This window comes from Chryseobacterium sp. YIM B08800 (assembly GCF_026163565.1).
GTDB lineage: Bacteria > Bacteroidota > Bacteroidia > Flavobacteriales > Weeksellaceae > Chryseobacterium.
Map to the genome: position 1 here is coordinate 1 of NZ_JAPDKN010000003.1, position 23,269 is coordinate 23,269.

Genomic DNA, 23,269 nt, shown 5'->3' on the forward strand with positions numbered 1-23,269 from the left:
TGGGTTTTAGTAATATGTATTAAAATTAAATTTATGCTTAAAATCTGTGCAAATCTGAGTAATCTGTGGGAATTAACATCAAAATTTTTATAAATTTCAAAAAAACACTATTTTTATTTCGCATTAAATTACAAACCCATGATTCTCGAAAACGTAGATGTTGTAAACGATATAACGAAAGAAGATTTTCAGCAAAATTATTTCAAAAAACAGAAACCACTGCTCATAAAAAATTATGCGAGCCGATGGGAAGCTTTCGACAAATGGAATTTTGATTTCATTAAAGAAAAAGCGGGTGAACAGGAAGTTCCGTTGTATGATAACAAACCAGCAGATGCAAAAAAAAGTTCTGATGCGCCCGTCGCAAAGATGAAAATGAAAGATTATATTGAAACAATAAAGTCTAAACCATCCGACCTTCGTATTTTCTTTTATATTATCACCGACCGTCTTCCCGAGCTTCTCAAAAACTTCACGTATCCAGATTTGGGAATTAAATTTTTCAAAAGACTTCCTACATTATTTTTTGGCGGAAGTGATGCGCATGTTTTAATGCATTATGATGTCGATTTGGGAGATTTTATGCATTTTCATTTTGAAGGCAAGAAGAGAATTCTTTTGTTTGACCAGAAACAGTCGAAGTTTTTATATAAAGTTCCGCTTTCAGTTCACACGGTTTACGATATCGATTACGAAAATCCGGATTACGAGAAATTTCCTGCTTTAAAATATGCAAAAGGCATTGAGATTTTCATGGAACATGGCGATGCGCTTTTTATTCCCGGAGCTTTTTGGCATTTCAACAGATATTTGGAACCCGGTTTTTCAATGTCGTTAAGGGCTTTACCTAATAAACCTAAAGTTTTTGCCAATATGATGTATCATGTTTTCATCATGAGATATACGGATAAACTAATGAGAAAACTTTTTAAAGCCAATTGGGTGAATTTCAAGCAAAAATGGGCATATGAAAAAGCGACGGAAGCTTTGGAAAAGTTTGAGAGAAAGTCAAGAAAAAATCAGAATTAACAGTCTTTTTTATTCCCTCAGATTTCACAGATTATTATGCCACGAATGCACGAATTTTTACACGTAAAATTGTTTTAAACAACATTTAAGGGAAAATGATCATAAACTAATTCGTGCATTCGTGGCAATTTTTCCTCAATCATCCGTGAAAATCTGTGGGAAACTTAAAATCAACATTTCCCTCCTTCTTTTTTATTTCATACTTTTACCAACCCAATTTTAAGAACGATCTCAATGGCAAAGGCGACGAAGAAAGAAACCCCGTTAATGACGCAGTACAACACCATCAAGGCGAGATATCCTGATGCACTTTTACTTTTCAGAGTGGGAGATTTCTACGAAACTTTTGGGCAGGATGCCGTTCGAACTTCTCAGATTTTAGGCATTGTTCTTACGAAAAGAGCCAACGGAGAAGGTCATATCGAGTTGGCGGGTTTTCCGCATCACTCGGTAGATTCCTATTTGCCAAAATTGGTAAGAGCGGGAATTCGTGTGGCGATCTGCGACCAATTGGAAGACCCGAAAACCGTCAAAGGAATTGTAAAACGTGGCGTAACAGAATTGGTGACACCGGGTGTGACGTTCAATGATCAGGTTTTAAGTTCAAAAAAGAATAATTTTCTGCTTTCGCTTCACAAGGAAAAAGAAAAATACGGAATTGCTTTGGTTGATGTTTCCACCGGAGAGTTTTTGGTAAGTGAAGGAAATTTAGATAAGATATTACACATCATCAATACATTCGATCCGAGTGAAATTATTTATCAGCGAAGTGTACAGATCCCGGATCAGCTGAAGAACAGAAATGTTTTTAAACTGGAAGACTGGGCGTATCAATATAATTTTGCCTACGAAAAACTAACAAATCAGTTTAAAACTAATTCATTAAAAGGTTTTGGAGTAGAGGGGCTTCCTCTGGCAATTACGGCAGCAGGAGCTATTTTCGCTTATCTCGTTGAAGATACGCACCACAAATTATTGGCGCACATTACCAAAATTCAGATCATTCCGCAGGAAGATTATCTGATGATGGATCATTTTACGCTGAGAAATCTTGAAATTGTTTATCCAAGCAATCCGAAAGGAAAATCTCTTTTAGATATTATCGATAAAACGTCCACACCAATGGGCGGAAGATTATTGAGAAGAAGAATTATTCTTCCTTTAAAATCTGTCGAAGAAATTGGAAGACGTCTTTCTCTGATTGATTTTTTAAACGAAAATGATCAATTAAAATATGAAATTTCGCAATTATTAAGAGCAATTTCAGATCTGGATCGATTGATGGGAAAATTGGCGGCAGAAAAAATTTCACCTAAAGAATTGGGTTATCTGCGTCAAAGTTTGATTAATATTCAGAAAATTAAAGGATTACTTCACCCTCATGCCGATATTTTAGCTTGGCTGGAACCATTAAATTCATTAGACGAATTGATTGAATTGCTTGAAAATCATTTGAATGAAGAGCTTCCGGTCAATCTTGCGAAAGGAAACGTCATCAAGCAAAATATTTCTGAAGAACTCGATCATTTGAGAAGTCTTCAAAATAAAGGTCGTGGTTTTCTTGACGAAATGTGTCAACGTGAAGTGGAGCGCACTGGAATTACCAGTCTGAAAATTGATTTTAATAATGTTTTCGGGTATTTTATTGAAGTAAGAAATACACATAAAGATAAAGTTCCGAGTGATTGGATCAGAAAGCAAACGCTTGTAAATGCCGAAAGATACATTACCGAAGAGTTGAAAGAATACGAAAGCCAGATCTTAGGTGCTGAAGAAAAAATCAGCGTTCTTGAAAATCAACTGTACCGAAAAGTCTGTTCAGACACGATGATTTACATCGACAGAATTCAGGAAAATTCAAACATTATTGCTCAGCTTGATGTTGCAGTAGGATTCTCTGAATTAGCGGTTTCTGAAAGTTATACAAAACCTGTTTTGAACGATGGTTTTGGTATCGATTTAAAAGAAGCAAGGCATCCTATTATCGAAAATGCGCTTCCTTTAGGCGAAAAATATATTCCGAATGATATCTTTTTAGATAAAGATTCTCAACAGATTATTATGGTTACCGGACCCAATATGGCGGGTAAATCGGCAATTCTTCGTCAAACTGCAATTGTTTGTTTAATGGCGCAGATTGGAAGTTTTGTTCCTGCAAAGCATGCAGAAATAGGGCTTTTAGATAAAATTTTTACCAGAGTGGGAGCGAGCGATAATATTTCGGCAGGCGAATCTACTTTTATGGTGGAAATGAATGAAGCTGCGAATATTCTGAATAATATTTCTGAAAGAAGCTTGATTTTATTAGACGAAATCGGGCGTGGAACTTCTACTTATGATGGGGTTTCTATCGCGTGGGCAATTGCTGAATATCTTCACCAACATCCGACTCAGGCTAAAACATTGTTTGCAACGCATTATCACGAGCTGAATGAAATGACGGTAAATTTTGAGCGTGTGAAAAATTTCCACGTTTCTATTCAGGAAAATAAAGGGAATATCATTTTCTTAAGAAAATTAATTCCTGGCGGAAGCGAACATAGTTTTGGTATTCACGTGGCAAAACTGGCGGGAATGCCTGCAAAAGTGGTGAACAGAGCCAATGAAATCCTAAAAACTTTGGAAGCAAGTCGCTCTCAAGGCGGTTCTTCTGAAAGTATTAAAAAAGTAACTGATGAAAATATGCAGCTTTCTTTCTTTCAGTTAGACGATCCGGTTTTGGAAAATATCAGAGAAGAATTAACGAAGATTGATATCAATACTTTAACGCCGATTGAAGCTTTAATGAAGCTGAATGCAATTAAAAAGATGATTGGGAAATAACTTTTGCCGTTTTATCAAATAATTATTTGAAATTTATGATAATAGGAATTTGAAGTTTAGTTCTTACAAAATTTCCATTATGTTTTGCGGGAATCCATTTACCTTTGATGCGTTTTATGGCTTTTTCTACAGTATTATTAAAGCTTTTGTTTGATCCGATAACCTGAGTTTCTGTAATATTTCCATCTCTTTCTACGGTAAAATTAAGGATCGCTTTAAGAATATTTTCATTCTTTTTGATTTTTACTGAATCCAATATGATAGCATCCTCAACGTTTTTGGTGAAAGCTTCTGTGCCATTAGGAAAATAGGCTTCATGATCAGGATAATCATGACATACTGTAGCTACATCAACAATCTCTATTGCTTTCGGCATTGATGGCGTTGCGGGAGGGACTGGAATAATCTGTCCAAAAACAACCCCGTTAAAGATCATTATGATAATTAAAGTAAGGTTTTTCATCGTTAAATTTCTCCAAAAATAAAAAAAATGACGTCAATTTTATGACATCGATTGAAGTTTTTAAACAAATAAAATTATTTTTAATTATACTTTTTACTCGTCAAAGGAAAATAAAATAAGTAACGTACAGGCTCACCATTGATTTTTGCGGGCTTCCAGCGGGCAAAAATTTTTCTTACTCCCAGTTCTGCTGCCTCTGCATGTTTCTTGTTTTTTGCAACAGCAGTAACGTTTCTTACGTATCCGTTTTTTTCAACGATAAAATAGAGTCTTGTATCTACTTTTTCGTTTTGTTTAAGGTCTAAAGTTTCAATATTTTCGAAATATTTTCTTTTAAAAGCATTTATTCCACCCGGAAATTCGGGAAGACTGTCTGCTTTTGTTACGACTTGCTTTAAATCTAATTTGGTTTTAATGATGTTGTAATCAGGCAAAGCTGAAACGTCGGAAATGGTATTCTGAACAGGGTTTTTCGCAGCAGTTTCCTGAGCAAATAGAAAAGAAGTAAAAAAAATACCAAGTAAAAAAATAATTTTTTTCATTCAATTTAAACTTTAATAATACTGATTCTGAGTTATATCAGATTTATTATTTTATAAATTGAGAGAATCAAACTTAATACCAATTATTCAAAGTTTATGTTGAGAGGTACTCTAAAACGATACCTTACTTTTTGTCCGTTAATTGTGGCAGGAATCCATTTACCTTTAATTTTAGAAACCGCTCGAATAGCTTCATTATTGAAACTTTCATTAGTTCCGGAGGCTTTAATGTCTGTAAGAGTACCATCTCTTTCAATAACAAAAGTAAGTTCACATTTTTCGGAAGTTTTGCTCGCTATATTTTTAAATTTAAAATTTTTAAGCAGTTTTTGTCTGAAAACATTGATGCCTTCAGGAAATTCTGCCGGTTTTTCAACTTCATTAAAAATTTCAGATCTATGTTTTTTCAAACCTAATTCTTGTAACTCGGTCGTTCCTGCAACTTCTTGAGCTTGTGCGAAATAGCTGAATAAGAATACCGAAAATAAAATAAATTTTTTCATCAATTAATTTTTAGCAAAAATAAGACTCTTAAATTTAAATTGTATTTGATTAATTAACAAAGTTTAACAGCCCTATTTTGCTGGCTTTCAAATTCATTAGTTAATTTTGAGTATGAAGAAAATTTTGAGTTTAACGGCATTTGTTTTTAGTATGTCTTTTTATTTTTCGCAAGAATTAAATCCTCCTTCTAAAGAGATTTCTATTCAGAATAAAGAACAGGTTTTTGTAAATGATGTTCCAATGATTAAATATGAAGTGCTCGAAAAGAAAATTCAGGAAAAAAAAGACGTTTTGCTGGTTCTGAATTTCTGGTCTACAACCTGCGCTCCTTGTGTGAAGGAACTTCCGGATTTTATGGAGGTGAATAACAAATACAAAGACAATCCTAAATTTAAAATGCTTTTGGTGTCTTTAGACCGCCCGAAAGATAAAGAGCGTGTTGTACAATTTATTAAAAACAAGAAACTTAGCGCAGAAGTTATTCTTCTTGATGATATTAAAAGGATGAATACCTGGATCCCACGGTTTGAAAAAAACTGGGACGGAAACATTCCTGTCACCATTGTTTATAAAAACTCAGAAAAAGTACATTTTAATGATGGCGAAATGACAAAAACCGAATTGGAAAACGTAATCACAAAAAATCTATAAATATGAAAAATATTAAAACATTATTAGCTGCCACAATATTAGGCTTCAGTTTACTAAGCTTTACGGCATTCAATAAAAATAATGAAGAGCCGAAGCAAAAGGTTAGCGCTTCAAAAGGCTATGAAGTTGGGGATGCAGCTGCCGATTTTAAGCTTAAAAATATCGACGGAAAAATGGTTTCGTTGAGCGATTTTAAAAAAGCAAAAGGTTTCATCGTGGTTTTTACCTGCAATCATTGTCCGTATGCAAAAAAATATGAAGACAGAATTGTTGCACTTGATAAAAAATACAAAGATGCCGGTTATCCTGTAATTGCTATTAACCCAAATGATCCGAATGTGCAGCCAGAAGATGGTTTCCAGCAAATGATAACCAGAGCTAAGGAAAAAGGTTTTACATTTCCGTATTTAGTGGATGAAGGACAGAAAGTTTATCCTCAATATGGTGCCACAAAAACGCCGCACGTTTTTATTCTTCAGAAAGAAGGTGCGAAAAATATCGTAAAATATATTGGAGCCATCGACAATAATTATGATGATCCTAATGATGTTTCAGAGCATTATGTACAAGATGCAATGGATGCTTTATTGAGCGGAAAACCGGTTGCAAATACTAAAACAGTTGCGATAGGCTGTACAATAAAAGTGAAAAAATAATTTTATTTTTAAAATTAAATTGAGATATTGGGCAGGCTTTTAGTCTGCTCTTTTTTATATAAAGACTTAGCCCAACTCATCATGATGAAATTTAAATTTAGCCCGAAATATTTCCTTTTAACCATCCTTATCTTCCTTGTTGAGGTTTTAATTGCAACGGTTTTAAAAGACAATTTCTTTATCAGAGCTTATCTGGGAGATGTAATTGTGGTAATGCTGCTGTATACTTTTGTGAAAAGTTTTGTCATCATCAACGAAACAAAGTTAATCATCGGGATTTTTGTTTTTTCATGTCTGGTTGAGTTTGCCCAGTTTTTCCATATTGCGGATAAATTAGGCTTCCAACCGGGAAGCCTGATGTATATTGTAATCGGAAATTCTTTCTCGTGGATTGATATTTTATGTTACGGAGTTGGGTGTATTATTTTATACATCTTCACAAAAATAAAGGTAAATTGATAGTATTATTCTAAATTAAACTGAAGAGGTTGTCGCATACGCATTTTTACTTTCTCACCGTTTTTTTCGCCGGGAATCCATTTTGTTTTTATTTTGTTGAGCGCACTTAGAAACTCTGTTTTTACAGCTGCATAGTCATAAGATTCTACTCTCAGATTAATCATATTTCCTTCTTTATCAATATCAAAAACGGCAATTGCACTTGCTCTTGCAATGTTCTGTTTCCATAATGGAGTCGTGTTGAAATTATTGATAATCTGTTTCATAAATGCAGCATGCCCTCCCGGAAATTCAGGGATTTTATCTAAAGACGATTTTTTTCCATAATCAGAGCCTGCTTTTACCTCAGCATATTTTATCGAATCTTTTTGAGCATCGATAGAAATTAGACAAAATAATATCAGTAAAAGAGCGCAATATTTTTTCATAATCATTTACCTTCCAAAAGAATCGTACTTATCTTCAGCATACTTGATGAAGCGGTTGAGTAAAGCCACATTGTCTTTTTCCATAGGTGATAATTCGCTGTCAACGTTGTTAGAAACAGGGATGTACCAGTCGGTCTGCTCAAAGAAGTTTCTATACGTTTGTTTTTTAAAGGAATAACCATGTCTTGCGAAAACTGCATTCTTGATGATTTCCATATCCAATTTTCTTAGATTTTTAAGGTCTTTTTCGCTTAGTTTCTGTTTAGAAGCATTGATTTTAAAAACGGCATCAGAAGCAATTCTGTTTTTTGAAGCAGTGTAAGTTTCTGTTTTTCCGGTTTCTTCGTCGGTATATTTTTCTTTAAAATCTTTAGGATTTTCCCAATCAATCAGGTCTGAATTTTCATCCAGCATAAAATTCGGATTGTAAACGAACTCTTTTTTGATCAGTTTTAAGTTTTTTAAAGGAGCTTTTACAGCAGATTTATTAAAAGCGGTCCATTTTCCGGTAATGCTGTCATTTTTTAGCTTGATTTCAAATCTTCCGTCGGTTTTATCATTTCCTGGTTCATCCAAAATAAAAGATTGAGAACCTTCATTGAAAACCCCACGAAAAGGGCGCTGAGTTCCATTTACAATGCTTTGTCCGTAAACAGAATCTTGAGTAATCCTATTGATTTTTAAGGAAAGTCTTTTATAATCTGTCCCTTCGTAATATTCTTTGGTTTCGTTGTCATAAAGCTCTCCTTTTCCTGCAAATTCTCCGGTGTAAATTCCGTAATATTCTTTATGAACTTCAGGGATTACCACAGAATCTTTTTTTGCCGTTAAAGAATCTTTGGGAGTTTCAGTAACGGTAGCGTCTTTTTTACAGCTTATTAAGCTGATGGTAAAGAGAGTGATTAAGGTAAATTTTAAAATTTTCATATAAATTAAATGTGCTTTTTTGTGATTAAATATTCAATTAATAAAATGTTTGGAACCCAGCCGAGCCAAGCGATGATTTGGTAAACATCCATTGGATTTGGGTGGAATAAATATACAATAATTACTTTCCACATTCTCAAAGTGATGGCAGAAATTGTGAGTGCAAAACTTCGCCACATCCATTGTTTGTGAGCTTTAAATTTTTTCTGTCGGGCTAATTGAAAAGCTTTAAACGTAGTAAACCACCAAAGACAACCTAAAATGACAAAAGAAATTTTTGATAAAAATCCACCATTTGCAAAAACTCCCATATAAATTCCAGAAGGTGCAGCAAATAGTAGAATCAAAAAAATATAAACTTTCCCGGTGTTTCTGTGAAAGTTTTTCAGTCTGAAATCTTTTCTTAAAATAGCTAAAAAACCAGTTAATAAAACAAAAATGCTTGTATAAACATGGGTGTAAAAGAAATAAAGATATTCCGGTCTTTCTACAACTTCAGTTTGTTTAATCATTAAAAAACTGACCTTGGAATCTAAAGGAATATATTCTAAAGTGATTTTCAGCATCAGCCAAAAGAAATACCCGAATCCGATGATGAGAAGGATTTTAAAAAATGTGTTATTTCTTATACTTAAAGACACGTTTAATTATGAAAATTCATTGCAATAGGTAGCCTAAACAAATATTTTACGGGTTTTCCGTTGAGTATGGCAGGCTTCCATTTGGTTTTTGACATGGATTTTATACTACGCTCCATTTCCTTATTCATCGATTTATTTTCCCCTATTATTACAATGTCTGTAATTATTCCTTCCTCTGAAATTACAAACCGAGCTTCGGATTTTGCTAAACCATTAGCATTAATTTTACTGCTATTGAAGGTTTTTGCAAAATTGTTTCTAAAAGCATTTATTCCTCCCGGATAGACTGGAAGTTCATCAGCGTCTTGATATAAACTGTCTTTTTTTTCAAGTTCAAATGTTTTATTAAGTGCTGAAGTGTGATTTTGAGAAAAGAAAATCCCAAAGCTTAAAAAGAGAGTTACGATTAATGTTTTTTTCATATTGCTTTTTCTTGTTATAAATTATTCAAATCCTGCGCAATCAACCATGCTTCACTCCAGCAAGCTTGAAAATTAAATCCGCCGGTTACGGCATCAATATTCAGCACTTCTCCGGCAACGTAAAAGTTAGGTAAAATTTTCGAAGACATATTTTTAAAATTAATTTCTTTTAAATCTACACCTCCTGCGGTTACAAACTCATCTTTAAATGTTGATTTTCCGGTTACCTGAAATTTCTTTTTGCACAAATTTTCAAGAATTGTCTGTATCTCTTTTCCTGAAATATTCGCAATTTGTTTATTCAAATCAACTTTTGAAACTTCCAGAATTCTTTGCCAAAAACGATTCGTCACCTCAAAAATCTTTGATTGTCCAATTGATTTTTTTGGATTTGATTGTTTGAAATTCTGAAATAACTCTTCTGCACCATCAATATCTTTTGAAATAAAATTCACTTGAATCTCAAAATTGTATTTTACTTTCGCCAAATTGATCGCTTCCCATGCCGAAATTTTCAAAATTGCTGGTCCCGAAAGTCCCCAATGCGTAATCAATAACGGTCCGCTTTCTTCAGTTTTTAATTTTGGAATAGAGGTTTCTGCCATTTCAAAACTTGTTCCCAAAAGATCTTTCAGTAAATCATCTTTAATATTAAATGTAAATAGGGAAGGAACCAAGTCTATAATTTTATGTCCCAGATTTTCAATCATTTTTAAAGACTTTGGCGAACTTCCGGTTGTGTAGATTACAAAATCAGCTTCAAAATCTCCTAAACTTGTTTTTACTAAATAGTTGCCGTCTAATTTTTCAATTTCTTTTACCGAACATTTCGTCTTTACTTCAACATTTTTCTGTTGTATTTCATTAAGAAAAGTATTAATAATCGTTTGTGAAGAATTGCTTTCAGGAAAAATTCTGTTATCTTTTTCTATCTTCAACGAAACATTTCGGCTTTCAAACCATTCCATGGTATCTCCTGGCTGAAATTTGGTGAAAACACTCAGTAATTCTTTGTTACCACGAGGATAAAACTGAACCAATTCTCGTGGGTCAAAACAGGCATGAGTCACATTACAGCGACCACCTCCGGAAATTTTCACTTTCTGAAGAACATCCGAATTCTGTTCAAGAATGGTGATTTTATATTTCTTTTCGTCAAGATTTGCTGCACAAAAAAAACCTGCGGCACCACCTCCGATAATGATAATTTGCTTCATAATTTTTTATTAACCACAAAAGGCACAAAAGTTTAACGCTATTTTGAGTTTGTCAAAAGAACAAAAAAGGGATGTGAAATCATTTTAATTATTTGAAAATTCACAAGCTTTTATGCAACGGATTATTTTTGCAAAACTACAATTTTTATAAACCATCTTATTTGAGTAATTTTGGGGATTATAATTTTTTGAATTTTTTCTAACCACAAAAGTCGCAAAAGCTTTTTAAAACATTAGTTATTTAAGTTTAATTGATTTTGTAAAAAAGAACACATTAGTTTTTTTGAAAATCTTAGATTTTCATCTGTTGTGAACTTTACGTAATCGTATTTAAACTTTAAAATTACAATTTATCTTTTGTGACTTTTGTGGCAAATAAAGTTCAAATTAAACTTTTAATAAATGACATTTTATCATACATTCGAAGTTCGCTGGAGCGACTTAGACGCAAATAAACACTTGGCCAACTCATCTTACGTGCAATATTGTGCGCAAACGAGAATGGCTTTTATGAAAAAAGAAAAAATGGGTGTTACCCAAATGAGTCGTTGGGGAATTGGTCCTGTAATTATGCATGAGCGATTTTCTTTTTTCAAGGAAATTTTCGCCGATCAGAAGGTGATTGTTAGTTTAGAAATTGATGGATGTGCAGAAGATGCAGCGATCTACCGTTTCGTACATAAATTTTATCTTCCTGATGGCTCACACTGTGCGACTTCTGAAGCAACCGGTGTTTGGATTGATACAATGTTGAGAAAAATGACATCACCACCGGATGATGTGGTAGAAGCAATGAATAAATATAAAACTGCGGAAACGATTTTGATGACAAGAGAAGATTTTAAAAAACTTCCTTTCCGTCCGGAAAATATTGACCCGGCAACATTTAACTAATAAATGATAAGAGATAAATGATGTTTGATAACCTAAAACGATTCAAAATCATTTATCATTTATCAAGCATCACTTATAATAAAATTTATGTTTGAAGATAAAGATCAAGAATTAACACCGATCTCAAAATTGGGAGAGTTTGGTTTAATTAAACACTTAACGGAATTTTTTCCATTATCCAACGAATCTTCGGAACTTGGAGTAGGAGATGATGCTGCCGTTATCAATCCCGGAAATAAAAAAGTTGTTTTAACGACCGATGTTTTGGCAGAAGGTGTTCATTTCAATTTAGGATATGTTCCATTGAAACATTTAGGTTACAAAGCTGTTGTTGTGAATCTAAGTGATATTGCAGCAATGAATGCAACGCCTACCCAGATTTTGGTTTCTTTGGCTGTTTCAAACCGTTTTCCGGTGGAAGCTTTAGAAGAATTATATTCAGGAATTCAAGCAGCTTGCGGAAGGTATAAAGTGGACTTAATTGGCGGAGATACAACGAGTTCCAATGCCGGTTTGGTGATGAGCATTACCGCTGTCGGAATTGAAAATGAAGAAAATATCGTTAAAAGAAGCGGTGCAAAACCAAATGATTTATTGGTGGTAACCGGAGATTTAGGCGGAGCTTATATGGGACTTCAGATTTTAGAAAGAGAACATGCTGTTTTCTTGGCTAATCCCAATATGCAACCTGAAATGGAAGGTTTTGACTATATTTTAGAAAGACAGTTAAAGCCTGAAGCAAGAACGGATGTGAAAGGAATTTTAGAACAATTGGATATTAAACCAACGTCTATGATTGATATTTCTGACGGTTTAGCTTCAGAAATCCTGCATCTTTCTGACCAGTCGAAAGTTGGTTTCAGATTGTACGAAGAGAAGATCCCGATGGATAATTTAACAATTACAACTGCGGATGATTTTAATTTAAACCCCGTAATGACGGCATTAAGCGGTGGTGAAGATTATGAATTGTTATTCACGATTGCTTCAGAGGATTTTGATAAAATAAAAAATCACCCGGATTTTACCATTATCGGTCATGCTGTTGAAAAAGAAGAGGGTAATTTTATGGTGGCAAGAGGTTCTAATCAATTGGTTGCTTTAACGGCGCAAGGTTGGGATGCTTTTTTAGGAAACCAATACAACGATTAAAATTTAATTTTAAATATTGTGAAGCCACTGCATTTTTTCGTAGTGGTTTTTTTGTTTAATATTGACAGATGGATGAAAAAAATAATGATTTAAATGTTCAATGCTATTGTTGTGGATATTTTTCTCTTTCCGAACGAGGGCAATATGAAATCTGCGATGTCTGCTTTTGGGAAGATGATGGATGTTTTGACTTGGAAAAAATTAGTCATCCAAATCACATGACTTTAGAAAAGGGCAGAAAAAACTTTCTTGAATGCGGAGCTTGTGAAAAAAGGTTTATAAAAAATGTTGTAAAGAATCCTGAAGGCAAGTATAGAAAAGCTATTCTTAAAGTTTAAATGACGAGAAGAAAAATTTTCCTGTAAGAATAAATTCAGATATCATCAACCAGATATTTCATAAAAAAATCTCTACAGTTTTGCAGAGATTTTATAGTTTTAAAAAGGTTGTTCGGTACAACGGTCATCACCGGGAGGACAATAAGGTGTTCCACCACCGCCTCCGCCACCTCCAACAGCGACGCATTGTCCTGGATTTCCGTCATCATTCATTTCGCATGCTTTTCCAAAAGTACATTCGCAATCAGTCCAGCAATAAGCGGAATCTCCATTTGTATGGCAACCAGATCCGGCTCCGCCAAGAATTGTTGACAAATCTTTTCTCAGAAGTTTTTTAATGTTTTTCATAAATTAAAAGTTTTGTATTTGGTTAAGATGTAATATGTTTTACATTTTTAAAGATAGAAAATTAAAATGAATCTCTTTGATTTTAAATGATTTGGAAATAAAAAACCATTGCAAAAGCAATGGTTTTCATATAATAAGTAAATTACTTTTACGCTTTCACAATATTTACAATCACCTCAGTTGCTTTCATCATACTTTCCAGCGCCACATATTCGTAAGGTCCGTGGAAGTTGATTCCGCCCGCAAAAATATTCGGACAAGGCAATCCCATATAAGATAACTGCGCTCCGTCTGTTCCACCTCTGATTGCTTTAATTTTAGGCTCAATTCCGGCTTCTTTCATTGCTTTTGCAGCAAGATCTACAATGTGCATTTTGCCTTCAAATTGCTGCTTCATGTTGCGGTATTGTTCTTTAATCTCCACTTCGGCGGTTTTTTCGCCATGTTTTGCATTAAATTCAGCTACTTTTTCTTCCATGAATTTTTTTCTAGCCTCAAATTTCTCTTCGTCGTGATCACGAATAATATATTGAAGCTTACATTCTGAAACATCAGAAGTTACATCCATCAAATGATAAAAACCGTCAAAACCTTTTGTCGTTGAAGGTGTTTCGTTTGCAGGAAGAGACTGGATAAATTCTGCTGCCAAAAGACTTGCGTTTATCATTTTTCCAAAAGCATAACCGGGATGTACGCTCAATCCGTGGATTTTTACAACCGCTCCGGCTGCATTGAAATTTTCATATTCTAGTTCACCAACTTCTCCGCCATCCATTGTGTAAGCGAATTCAGCTCCGAATTTTGCTACATCAAATTTATGTGCTCCTCTTCCGATTTCTTCATCCGGTGTAAATCCTACAGCAATTCTTCCATGCTTAATTTCCGGATGAGCAATTAGATATTCTGCTGCTGTTACGATTTCAGCGCAACCTGCTTTGTCATCTGCTCCAAGAAGGGTATTTCCGTCAGTTGTAATTACAGTCTGACCGATATATTTTTTTAAACTTTCAAATTTTGAAGGTGATAAAGTGAAATTTGTTTCTTTATTTAAAACTAAATCTTCACCCTGATAATTTTCCCAAACCTGAGGTTTTACATTTTCACCACTGAAATCCGGTGAAGTATCATAATGAGAAATAAATCCTATCGTTGGTTGATTATTGTTTTCCAAATTAGATGGAACGTAGCCCATAATGTAACCGTGCTCATCAATAGAAACATCTTCCAAACCAATTGTTTTCAGTTCTTCCGTGATGTAATTGGCGATGTCCCATTGTCTTTCTGTTGAAGGAGTGGTTTCGCTTTCAGCATCACTTGTTGAATATATTTTTACATAGCTGAGAAAACGGTTCAGCAGTTTTTCTCTCCACATCGAGTTGAATTCTATTGTACTCATTTTTAAATTAAATTTTTACAAATATACGATGCATATACTAAATCAAATAAACAAAAAAACCTTCATAACGAAGGTTTTTTTGTTTAATGCTAATCCAAATAATTATTAATACTTCTGATATTTTTTATCATGCGTTCGTGGTCTTGTTTTGGAGGGGTTTTGCCAAATATTCCCACAAAAGCTCCTATAGGATCATTAAAAATATCTGTTCTTTTTTTTACAAATTTACTATATTCTGTGCTTATAGTACCCTCTAAAGGTTTAATAGGTTTTTTTATTCTCTTTAAACTTTCTAAAGTAAAATGGAAATAATCTTTTGAATCATATGCTTCTAAAACAAGACCAGGTAAATTCTTAAATGTATATGGTCCGTCTGAAATCGGAATTTCTGAAGTATACCAAACAGTTATTGTTTTTTTATGATATTTTCCAATTGCTTTTTTGCAAGTATATCCTTTGATTTTTTTTGTTTCATTTAAAAAGACCCATTTAGTTCTTTCTTCGGCTTGATAATTATAAGTAACATTTAATATTTTATCATATATAATAAGTTTATCTTTATTATAAAAAACCTCTGGATTATATTTTGCTGATGCCCATTTGTCAGTTTTTAATATCGAGATACCATTAATAGGATTTGCATTACTCTTGTCTATTTCTGCGAAAGTTATAGAATCCGCTTTTTCTTTAAAATCACTTTTAAATAAAGAAGAATTCTCGCCTATTCTTAGATAAACAAGTTCTTTTTTTAAAGTATTTGTATTAGCAGTATCAATAAGAAAAGAGGCTAAATATTTACACTCGATAAAAGAACTGTCTGGTTTTTGCGCAAAAAATAAATTTGATAGAAGGAATAAAAAAATTATTTTAAATTTCATAATATTTTTAATATTAAAATTAAAGAAAATTTACAGGTAACTTAAAATTAATATATACTAGTACTTGCACTGGAAAAGTCACGTGTTTTGCACATGAAAATATTATATAAATCTGCATTTTCTCTTTGACATGCTCTAGCTTGATCATAACTGCCTGGAACGGCGTCATCCCAACATACAGAATCAAAACCATATCATTAGGCTTGCACCATGCTACCATACCGTATGTATGACATCTCTCCGCTTTAGTTTTTTTTACATCTTCTTTGGTTTCTTTTTTTTCTTCAGAAGTTTTTTTCTCACTAAAGTCTTTAGCATTTACAGTTGTAGTTATAGCTATAGAAGCTACGAATAAAATTTTTTTCATACATTATGTTTTTATTTAAAATAAAATTACTAACAATTCTTAATTCACCATAACCTTTTCCCGATAAAATCAATAGGATTTCCGATAATTTCCTATTTTTGTTAAAAAAGAAAGATGGAAATAGGAAAAAAACTTCGGGAATACCGATATAGAAATAATTATTCTCAGCAAAAAGTAGCGGAGCTTTTAGATATTTCTCAAAGCACTTACTGTGATTGGGAAAGTGATAGATCATTTCCTAAAGCTGAAAATTTGTCTAAAGTTGCTAAACTTTATGATATTGATATTAATGATTTACTTCCAACTGAGAATCCTATTAATATTATAAATAGCCAGAATGTTATAAGTAATAGCTCAAATTTACGGATTGAAACATCAGAAGCACTACTTAAAGTTTCAGAAGGTTTAGAAAAATTAATTCATGTAATTGAAAAGATGATTGAAATGAAAAATTAAAAAGTATAATTTATCGTTATTTTTTTTAATATTTAAACAAAAACGGGCAAATTCAAAATTCAGAACAGGTTATTTGTTGGTGAATGTATTGTATTGAAATTTTAAATCGGAAATAAATTATTGATAATCAATTTAATATTAGCTTTGTTGGAAGCGAGAACTAAATAGTTTAGTTTTATTATATTTGAGAAAATCAAAAGTAAAATGTTTCTTACAGAATGCCCTAGAGATGCGATGCAGGGTTGGGATGAGTTTATCCCGACCGATAAAAAAATAGATTACATCAATTCACTGATGGAAGTAGGTTTTGATGTGCTTGATTGCCTGAGTTTTGTCTCTCCGAAAGCCATTCCGCAAATGGCAGATTCTGCTGAGGTTGCCGAGAATATCGATAAATCTTTGTCTAATACCAAAGTTTCTGCAATTATTGCAAATTATAGAGGTGCTGAAAAAGCCTTGAAACATCAATCTGTAGATATTTTAGGTTTTCCATTTTCAATTTCTGAAACTTTTCAGCACAGAAATACCAATAAAAATCAGGAGGAAGCTTTTGATGATATTGTAAAAATGGTTGAGCTCACCAAAAGTGAAGGCAAAGAACTTAATATTTACTTTTCAATGGCATTCGGAAATCCGTATGGCGAAATGTGGAAATGGGAAGATGTAGATTTTTGGGCGAATAGATTTTCAGAGATAGGAATTAAAAACATCCTGCTTTCCGACACAACTGGAGTTGCAACACCGGAAACGATTGCTTTATTGTTCGAAAAAATTCCATCGAAATATCCTGAGATAGATTTTGGAGCACATTTTCATAACCGTTACGAAGAGTCTTATTCTAAACTGAAAGCAGCTTATGATAAAGGCTGTAGAAGATATGATTCTGCGATAAAAGGAATTGGCGGCTGTCCGATGGCAAAAGATGATTTGGTAGGAAATATGCCAACAGAGCAAGTAATCAATTTTATGAGCATAGAAAAAGCGCAACACAATTTAAACTTATTGAATTTCGAAAGTTCTTATAACAGAGCGAAAGATATTTTTCATTTCTAGAGACACCGTCTCTTCATTTTAAATAAAAAATTATGACATCAAAAATAACATATATAGGAGGCTTAAGATGTTCAGCAGAACATTTACAATCTGGAACCATCATCGAAAGTGATGCACCAACCGATAATCACGGAAAGGGTGAAAAATTTTCGCCAACCGATTTGTGTGCCACTTCTTTGGCAGAATGTGCATTGACAACCATTGCGATTTTGGGTAAAAACAAAAATATAAATATTGACGGAGCCTACTGTACGCTTCAGAAAATTATGAAACCCGAGCCAAGAAGAATTGGTGAAATTGTTTGTAATTTTGTTTTTTCAGATCAATATTCTGATGAAGAGAAAGCTTTTATTAAGGAAACCGCTCATAATTGTCCGGTTGCAAAAAGCCTTCATCCGGAACTGGTACAGACAATGATTTTCATTTATCAATAACCAAAACCGCAGAAATTTCTGCGGTTTTTTATTTTTGACTCTCGCAGATTTTGCAAATTGAGCAGATTTAAAATCTAAAACTACCTGAATTTGGGATAAGAAATTGAGCAAAATCTTTTATCACGCAAAGATTTTAATTAGTAAGCTGATTATTTTAAGAAGCAAAGAATGGCGACAAAGTCGCTGATGAAGCTTGAATAAAAGGAGAGCTTCATAAAATCAATTTATTGATTCATCTTTGCTCCTTAAAAATAAGATTTGCAAAAATCAATCTTTGCGTTAAATGCATAACAACTTCACAATAAGTGGTTTATTTTTACTGCTTAAACCGGATTCACATAAATTAATCTGCGTAATCAGCAAAATCTGCGAGAAAATTTAAATTAAACATCCATGCTTCCTATAATTTTACCGAAACAATTAAAAGAACTTTCTACTGAAAAACTTATCATTCTTGATGTACGAACAGGAAAAGACAGTTATCAAAACTATCTGAATCAACACCTCAAAGACGCAAGATTCGTAGATTTAGAAAAAGATTTAGCTGAAACAAATGAAAATGCAGCTTTTGGAGGAAGGCATCCTTTGCTAGACATTCAAAAGTTTGCCGAAATCGTTTCCCGCTTAGGAATTTCAGAAGATTCTCATGTTGTCATTTATGATGATAAAAACGGAGCAAATGCTGCAGCCAGAGCTTGGTGGATGTTGAAATCTTTTGGACTGAAAAATGTTCAGGTTTTAGATGGCGGAATTCAGCAGGCTGAAAAAGATGATTTGAATTTTTCATCAGGAGAAGAAACTTTTGAGAAAGCTGAAATCATTACAAAAAAACATTGGCTTCTACCTGTTTCGAGTTTGGAAGATGTTGAAAATGACTTAACAAACGAATCTGCTACTGTAATCGATGTAAGAGATGCTTATCGTTATAAAGGTGAGTCTGAACCAATCGATTTGGTAGCAGGTCATATTCCGGGAGCGATTAATATTCCTTTTTCTGAAAATTTAGATGAAAACGGAAACTTTTTGAAGCCTGAAATTTTGAAAGAAAAATATCAAAAATTATTGAAAAATAAGCCTGGAAAACTAATCATTCACTGTGGTTCAGGAGTTACTGCTTGTCACACAATTTTGGCGCTTGCTTATGCCGGCTTTGAAATTCCAAATTTATACGTTGGTTCCTGGAGTGAATGGAGTAGAAGAGAAGGTAAAGAAATTGCAAAGGAAATCTAAATTAAAAAAATTGTCGAGATTCCTACGGAATGACAAGCATACATTAAAGATAGAGATAAGATTTGTCAAAAATAAAAAGCTGCCAAAAATATTGACAGCTCTTATATTATTTTAATGGAGAGAGATAGTTTGGTTGCTTAGCTTTAAAAACTTCCAGCATCATACTTCCATCTTCCAAGTTTTACATTACAACATTCCCAACTCAAACTTCGCTTCTTCACTCATCATATCTTTGTTCCAGCTTGGTTCGAAAGTAAGTTCAAGCTCAACTTCATTTACATTTTCTACAGCTTTTACTTTGTCTTTTACTTCTTGTGGTAAAGTTTCTGCAACCGGGCAGTTAGGCGTCGTTAAGGTCATGATGATTTTTACATCGGCTTCATCGGAAATCTGTACATCATAGATCAACCCCAATTCATAAATATCCACTGGAATTTCGGGATCGTAAACGGTTTTTAATACTCTTATAATCTCTTCTCCTATATCGGCAATCTGATCGTCTGTAAATTTCATTTTATCGTTTTAACCGTTTTAACGGCATTTTATTTAATCTAAATTGATATTTCTTTTTAATAAATCTTCCTGACGCATCCGTCTGAAAATATTGGCCAAAGTTAAGACATCTTTTTCACAATAGTCAACTATTCGTTGCAAGTCTTTTTCTATGTAGTAGATTGATGAAACCATTGATCCGTCGATGTCGTCTTTCGGAGTAGGAATTCCGAAAACATGAGCTAATAATTCTAATGAAACATAGCTTTTATAATCTCCGAACTTCCACAGTTCCATGGTGTCGATATGCGGAATTTCCCAAGGTTTTTTTCCAAACATTTGGAATGGAGTAGGCGGCATCATTCCGTTAATAAGAAATCGTCTTGCAATCCACGGGAAATCAAATTCTTTTCCGTTGTGAGCACAGAGAATTACATCACGCAGTCTTGGGCTATTAAAAAGTTCACCAAATTCAGTCAACATTTTTTTTTCATCATCATCCGCGAAGCTTTTGATTCTTAAAGTGTCATTTTTCTCAAGCATTCCAATCGTAATGCAGATAATTTTTCCAAACTCTGCCATAATTCCGGCTCTGTCGTAAAAATCTTCTGCAGAAATTTCATCTTTTCTCTGAAACCTTGTTTTCTTGTCCCAAAGTTTTTGTTCGGTTTCAGATAAATCTTTCCAAGAACCAGAGTTAGGAACGGTTTCAATATCAAGAAATAAAACTTTTTCTAATGGAATGTTTTGTATCATATCTGTGTTTGATTAATTATTTTTAAAAATTAAATTTTATTATCATATTCAAACCTAACGGGTTTCAAAAACCCATTAGGTTTATTTTATTAAAATCTATCCCACCTGCAACCCGTTTTTTGTTGGAAGAGACGGTGAAAGAAGGGTTACATCTTTTGCATCTTCACCATAAACTCCTAAAACCAGGCATTCGCTGAAAAAATTGGCAATCTGTTTTTTTGGAAAATTAACGACTGCTAAAATTTGTTTTCCAACTAAATCTTCTTTGCTATAAAGTGTGGTGATTTGTGCAGCAGATTTTCTGGTTCCTAAATCTCCAAAATCAATCTCGAGTTGGTAAGAAGGGTTTGTTGCTTTTTCAAAATCATTAACGGAAATAATGGTCCCGCATCGAATGTCAATTTTTTCAAAATCTGCCCATGAGATTTCAGGTTTTGTTACCATAATGGAATACTTTTTTCTTTTTCTTAAATCCTTAAAAGAAGGTTATTCACAAATATAAATAAATTTTGCTTGAAGAAATAGGGTGATCATAGTGATTAAAAAATGTTAAAAATTTTATTTTAAAATAAAAAAATATTAACTTAGCAATAAGATGTATCGAAGTGTTTACATATTGTTTTTCGTTTGTTGGGGTTTTTTATTAATGCCCACTCAAACTTATGCATGTAACATGAGTGATATCTCTTCGCAGAAAGCAAACACACACGCTTCTGCATCAAAAAAAGAGGATTGCAAAGATGCATGTTCGCATGAGCAAAGCAAAAAAGATCATTGTGGAAATGATTGTAATAATGCTTTGTGTAAATGCCCTACCAATAGCAATGTATCTTGTTTTTATTCTAATAGTTTCTCTTTTGGAAAAGCAAAGGTTGATGTAACGCCCTCTTTTTCTAATTACGAAACTAATATTTCCAAAGGATTCTATTCCATTTGGTTGATCCCTAAAATAGGATAATCTCTTTATTGTATAGCCATAGCTATGCACTTTTGAAAACGACTCTGTTTTCAACTTTATCAATTATTTAAATTTAATTCTTTCTACGCAATAGATTAGTAATACGTATTGTAATGTAGTATTTTGTTTTTAACCAAACTTAGTTGTTTCAAAAACAAAATATGAGGTCACTTTGACGACATTACCTTATTTGATCAACATTACTTCTCATTGTTTTAATAAAAAAATATTATGAAATCAATATCAAAAATAATGGCAGTTATGATGCTTTTAGTATCATTAGTATATACTGCCCAGATTAAAAACGCAAAAACCGAAACTGTAAAAATCTCAGGAAATTGCGATATGTGCAAATCAAAGATTGAGAAATCTGGAAATGTGAAAAATGTAGCCACCGTAAATTGGGATAAAGCTTCTAAAATGGCAACATTGACTTATGATCCATCAAAAACAAATCAACAGGAAATTTTGAAAAGGATTGCCAACGCAGGATATGATAGCGAATTTTTTTATGCTCCGGATGATGTTTATGCTAAACTTCCGTCTTGTTGTCAGTACAAAAGAAATAAGACAATGACTAAAACAATGAACGATCACGGACATTACCATTCTTCAATGGAAAACTCTATGTCAAAAGGTCATGATCTCGCTTCAATGAATAAAGAAAGAAAACAATCAGATTCACCTTTGAGTAATGTTCAGTCTCATTATTTTTCAATAAAAGATGCCCTTGTAAAAGCAGATTCAAAAACAGCTTCAGCTCAATCAAAAGAATTGATGAATACGGTTACAGCAGTAAAAATGGGGGAACTGTCTCCATCAGAACATGATGCATGGATGAAAGTGATGAATACTTTAGGAACTGATGCAAAAGCAATTTCTCAAATACAAGACATTAAAAAGCAAAGAGAAACTTTTAAATCGTTATCTAAAAATATGTATGAATTACTGAAAACATCAAAGCATTCAACTCCTATTTATTATCAGTATTGTCCGATGCAGGATGCTAATTGGCTGAGTCTTGAAAATACAGTTAAAAACCCATATTACGGAGCACAAATGCTTACCTGTGGAAGTACTGTAGAAACTTTAAAATAAAAACATAAAAAAATAATTAAGATGAAAAATATAATAGCAATTGTAATAGTAGGATTTGTTTTTGCCGCATGTAGCAAACCTAAAACTGAACCTGTAACAGAAAATACAGATTATCAGTCTGAAATAATAAAAGATTCTATGAATGAAAATTCTGGATCTCAAGTTTCTGATTCTGAATCATTTGAAGTTATAGCAAAAACAGACGAAAAAATGGAGGCAAAAACTGCATTTTCTACTAAAGCAATCATCAAAGATTATCTGATGCTTAAAAATTCTTTGGCAAAAGATGATTCTAAAGCTGCTGCAAATGCCGGAAAAATGTTATTTGAGACTTTAAAGAAAACAGATACCCAGAATTTAGATGCCAAAAAGAAATCTTTTTATAAGGAAATTGCAGAAAGCATGGAGGAAAATGCAGAGCATATTGCTGCAGGTACAGGAAGTATTGAGCATCAACGTGAGCATTTTGATATGCTGAGTAAAGATGTAAATGATTTGATTGAAACTTTCGGAAGCGAGCAAAAATTATATAAAGATTTTTGCCCCATGTATAATGACAATAAAGGAGCAATCTGGATAAGCGAGAAAAAGGAAATTGTAAATCCTTATCAGGGAAGCAAGATGCTTACTTGTGGTTCTGTGCAAAAAGAATGGTAA

Annotated in this window: 30 protein-coding genes; 15 read left to right on the forward strand and 15 right to left on the reverse strand. The window is 33.1% G+C overall.

The features are described 5' to 3' along the window. The first annotated feature begins 138 nt into the window (after positions 1-138). Both OEW74_RS01375 and mutS read left to right on the forward strand, forming a co-directional pair. Entirely contained in the window at positions 139-1,029 is an 891-nt protein-coding gene (locus tag OEW74_RS01375; protein ID WP_265426779.1) for a cupin-like domain-containing protein, read from the forward strand. Between the two features lie 234 nt (positions 1,030-1,263). Next, a complete protein-coding gene (gene mutS / locus OEW74_RS01380; RefSeq protein WP_265426780.1) occupies positions 1,264-3,852 on the forward strand; it encodes a DNA mismatch repair protein MutS in 2,589 nt (862 codons plus the stop codon). A gap of 22 nt (positions 3,853-3,874) precedes the next feature. On the opposite strand, the gene OEW74_RS01385 is transcribed toward mutS, so the two are convergent. The 3 genes from OEW74_RS01385 to OEW74_RS01395 all read right to left on the reverse strand — a co-directional run bounded on the left by OEW74_RS01385 (position 3,875) and on the right by OEW74_RS01395 (position 5,360). Beyond that, positions 3,875-4,315 (reverse strand): energy transducer TonB, encoded by a 441-nt coding sequence (locus OEW74_RS01385; RefSeq protein ID WP_265426781.1) that lies wholly within the window; start codon positions 4,313-4,315, stop codon positions 3,875-3,877. A gap of 80 nt (positions 4,316-4,395) precedes the next feature. Then, positions 4,396-4,857, reverse strand: a complete 462-nt coding sequence (locus OEW74_RS01390; RefSeq protein ID WP_265426782.1) for an energy transducer TonB — start codon at positions 4,855-4,857, stop codon at positions 4,396-4,398. A gap of 83 nt (positions 4,858-4,940) precedes the next feature. Next, on the reverse strand, positions 4,941-5,360 hold the full coding sequence (locus OEW74_RS01395; RefSeq protein WP_265426783.1) for an energy transducer TonB: 420 nt from the start codon (positions 5,358-5,360) through the stop codon (positions 4,941-4,943). 112 nt (positions 5,361-5,472) lie between these two features. On the opposite strand from OEW74_RS01395, the gene OEW74_RS01400 reads away from it, so the two are divergent. From OEW74_RS01400 to OEW74_RS01410, 3 genes are all read left to right on the forward strand, one after another. Continuing rightward, positions 5,473-6,012, forward strand: a complete 540-nt coding sequence (locus OEW74_RS01400; RefSeq protein WP_265426784.1) for a TlpA family protein disulfide reductase — start codon at positions 5,473-5,475, stop codon at positions 6,010-6,012. A gap of 2 nt (positions 6,013-6,014) precedes the next feature. After that, positions 6,015-6,668 carry a thioredoxin family protein gene (locus OEW74_RS01405; protein ID WP_265426785.1) on the forward strand — a complete coding sequence of 218 codons (654 nt, stop codon included), beginning with the start codon at positions 6,015-6,017 and terminating at the stop codon, positions 6,666-6,668. Positions 6,669-6,752: 84 nt separating this feature from the next. Further along, entirely contained in the window at positions 6,753-7,127 is a 375-nt protein-coding gene (locus tag OEW74_RS01410; protein WP_265426786.1) for a DUF2809 domain-containing protein, read from the forward strand. A gap of 5 nt (positions 7,128-7,132) precedes the next feature. Here the strand turns inward: OEW74_RS01410 and OEW74_RS01415 are convergent, their stop codons facing one another. The 5 genes from OEW74_RS01415 to OEW74_RS01435 all read right to left on the reverse strand — a co-directional run bounded on the left by OEW74_RS01415 (position 7,133) and on the right by OEW74_RS01435 (position 10,762). Continuing rightward, complete coding sequence (locus OEW74_RS01415) at positions 7,133-7,555, reverse strand: hypothetical protein (RefSeq protein WP_265426787.1); 423 nt, start codon at positions 7,553-7,555, stop codon at positions 7,133-7,135. Between the two features lie 6 nt (positions 7,556-7,561). Beyond that, complete coding sequence (locus OEW74_RS01420) at positions 7,562-8,482, reverse strand: YARHG domain-containing protein (protein ID WP_265426788.1); 921 nt, start codon at positions 8,480-8,482, stop codon at positions 7,562-7,564. A 5-nt stretch (positions 8,483-8,487) separates the two neighbouring features. Beyond that, positions 8,488-9,048, reverse strand: coding sequence for a DUF2306 domain-containing protein (locus OEW74_RS01425; protein ID WP_265426891.1), 561 nt, complete (start codon positions 9,046-9,048; stop codon positions 8,488-8,490). Positions 9,049-9,125: 77 nt separating this feature from the next. Next, the gene (locus OEW74_RS01430) at positions 9,126-9,545 is read right to left on the reverse strand and encodes a hypothetical protein (RefSeq protein WP_265426789.1); all 420 of its coding nucleotides are present in this window, start codon (positions 9,543-9,545) and stop codon (positions 9,126-9,128) included. Positions 9,546-9,559: 14 nt separating this feature from the next. After that, on the reverse strand, positions 9,560-10,762 hold the full coding sequence (locus OEW74_RS01435) for an NAD(P)/FAD-dependent oxidoreductase (protein ID WP_265426790.1): 1,203 nt from the start codon (positions 10,760-10,762) through the stop codon (positions 9,560-9,562). 402 nt (positions 10,763-11,164) lie between these two features. Here OEW74_RS01435 and OEW74_RS01440 point away from each other — a divergent pair, with 402 nt between their 5' ends. The 3 genes from OEW74_RS01440 to OEW74_RS01450 all read left to right on the forward strand — a co-directional run bounded on the left by OEW74_RS01440 (position 11,165) and on the right by OEW74_RS01450 (position 13,146). Further along, complete coding sequence (locus OEW74_RS01440; RefSeq protein WP_066677105.1) at positions 11,165-11,656, forward strand: acyl-CoA thioesterase; 492 nt, start codon at positions 11,165-11,167, stop codon at positions 11,654-11,656. A gap of 87 nt (positions 11,657-11,743) precedes the next feature. After that, positions 11,744-12,808 carry a thiamine-phosphate kinase gene (gene thiL / locus OEW74_RS01445; protein ID WP_265426791.1) on the forward strand — a complete coding sequence of 355 codons (1,065 nt, stop codon included), beginning with the start codon at positions 11,744-11,746 and terminating at the stop codon, positions 12,806-12,808. Positions 12,809-12,876: 68 nt separating this feature from the next. Beyond that, on the forward strand, positions 12,877-13,146 hold the full coding sequence (locus OEW74_RS01450; protein ID WP_265426792.1) for a CPCC family cysteine-rich protein: 270 nt from the start codon (positions 12,877-12,879) through the stop codon (positions 13,144-13,146). Positions 13,147-13,245: 99 nt separating this feature from the next. Here OEW74_RS01450 and OEW74_RS01455 read toward each other — a convergent pair whose 3' ends face one another. The 4 genes from OEW74_RS01455 to OEW74_RS01470 all read right to left on the reverse strand — a co-directional run bounded on the left by OEW74_RS01455 (position 13,246) and on the right by OEW74_RS01470 (position 16,135). Continuing rightward, positions 13,246-13,494, reverse strand: a complete 249-nt coding sequence (locus OEW74_RS01455; RefSeq protein ID WP_079463499.1) for a hypothetical protein — start codon at positions 13,492-13,494, stop codon at positions 13,246-13,248. Positions 13,495-13,642: 148 nt separating this feature from the next. Continuing rightward, complete coding sequence (gene pepT, locus OEW74_RS01460) at positions 13,643-14,890, reverse strand: peptidase T (RefSeq protein ID WP_265426793.1); 1,248 nt, start codon at positions 14,888-14,890, stop codon at positions 13,643-13,645. Positions 14,891-14,979: 89 nt separating this feature from the next. Beyond that, positions 14,980-15,768 carry a GLPGLI family protein gene (locus tag OEW74_RS01465; RefSeq protein WP_265426794.1) on the reverse strand — a complete coding sequence of 263 codons (789 nt, stop codon included), beginning with the start codon at positions 15,766-15,768 and terminating at the stop codon, positions 14,980-14,982. A gap of 19 nt (positions 15,769-15,787) precedes the next feature. Beyond that, on the reverse strand, positions 15,788-16,135 hold the full coding sequence (locus OEW74_RS01470) for a hypothetical protein (RefSeq protein ID WP_265426795.1): 348 nt from the start codon (positions 16,133-16,135) through the stop codon (positions 15,788-15,790). Positions 16,136-16,249: 114 nt separating this feature from the next. On the opposite strand from OEW74_RS01470, the gene OEW74_RS01475 reads away from it, so the two are divergent. The 4 genes from OEW74_RS01475 to OEW74_RS01490 all read left to right on the forward strand — a co-directional run bounded on the left by OEW74_RS01475 (position 16,250) and on the right by OEW74_RS01490 (position 19,308). Then, complete coding sequence (locus tag OEW74_RS01475; protein WP_265426796.1) at positions 16,250-16,591, forward strand: helix-turn-helix domain-containing protein; 342 nt, start codon at positions 16,250-16,252, stop codon at positions 16,589-16,591. Positions 16,592-16,795: 204 nt separating this feature from the next. Further along, the gene (locus tag OEW74_RS01480) at positions 16,796-17,644 is read left to right on the forward strand and encodes a hydroxymethylglutaryl-CoA lyase (protein ID WP_265426797.1); all 849 of its coding nucleotides are present in this window, start codon (positions 16,796-16,798) and stop codon (positions 17,642-17,644) included. A gap of 32 nt (positions 17,645-17,676) precedes the next feature. Continuing rightward, positions 17,677-18,078 carry an OsmC family protein gene (locus tag OEW74_RS01485; protein WP_265426798.1) on the forward strand — a complete coding sequence of 134 codons (402 nt, stop codon included), beginning with the start codon at positions 17,677-17,679 and terminating at the stop codon, positions 18,076-18,078. 393 nt (positions 18,079-18,471) lie between these two features. Next, positions 18,472-19,308, forward strand: a complete 837-nt coding sequence (locus OEW74_RS01490; protein ID WP_265426799.1) for a sulfurtransferase — start codon at positions 18,472-18,474, stop codon at positions 19,306-19,308. Positions 19,309-19,494: 186 nt separating this feature from the next. Here the strand turns inward: OEW74_RS01490 and OEW74_RS01495 are convergent, their stop codons facing one another. The 3 genes from OEW74_RS01495 to OEW74_RS01505 form a co-directional block, all read right to left on the reverse strand. Further along, positions 19,495-19,821: an SUF system Fe-S cluster assembly protein gene (locus OEW74_RS01495; protein WP_265426800.1), complete on the reverse strand. Its 327-nt coding sequence runs from the start codon at positions 19,819-19,821 to the stop codon at positions 19,495-19,497. A gap of 33 nt (positions 19,822-19,854) precedes the next feature. Further along, the gene (locus OEW74_RS01500) at positions 19,855-20,556 is read right to left on the reverse strand and encodes a 3'-5' exonuclease (protein ID WP_265426801.1); all 702 of its coding nucleotides are present in this window, start codon (positions 20,554-20,556) and stop codon (positions 19,855-19,857) included. A 96-nt stretch (positions 20,557-20,652) separates the two neighbouring features. Further along, a complete protein-coding gene (locus OEW74_RS01505; RefSeq protein ID WP_265426802.1) occupies positions 20,653-21,000 on the reverse strand; it encodes a tRNA-binding protein in 348 nt (115 codons plus the stop codon). A 229-nt stretch (positions 21,001-21,229) separates the two neighbouring features. Between OEW74_RS01505 and OEW74_RS01510 the strand changes: the two genes are divergently transcribed. From OEW74_RS01510 to OEW74_RS01520, 3 genes are all read left to right on the forward strand, one after another. Then, complete coding sequence (locus OEW74_RS01510) at positions 21,230-21,514, forward strand: hypothetical protein (protein ID WP_265426803.1); 285 nt, start codon at positions 21,230-21,232, stop codon at positions 21,512-21,514. Between the two features lie 231 nt (positions 21,515-21,745). Continuing rightward, positions 21,746-22,612 (forward strand): DUF3347 domain-containing protein, encoded by an 867-nt coding sequence (locus OEW74_RS01515; RefSeq protein WP_265426804.1) that lies wholly within the window; start codon positions 21,746-21,748, stop codon positions 22,610-22,612. A gap of 21 nt (positions 22,613-22,633) precedes the next feature. Further along, positions 22,634-23,269, forward strand: a complete 636-nt coding sequence (locus OEW74_RS01520; RefSeq protein WP_265426805.1) for a DUF3347 domain-containing protein — start codon at positions 22,634-22,636, stop codon at positions 23,267-23,269.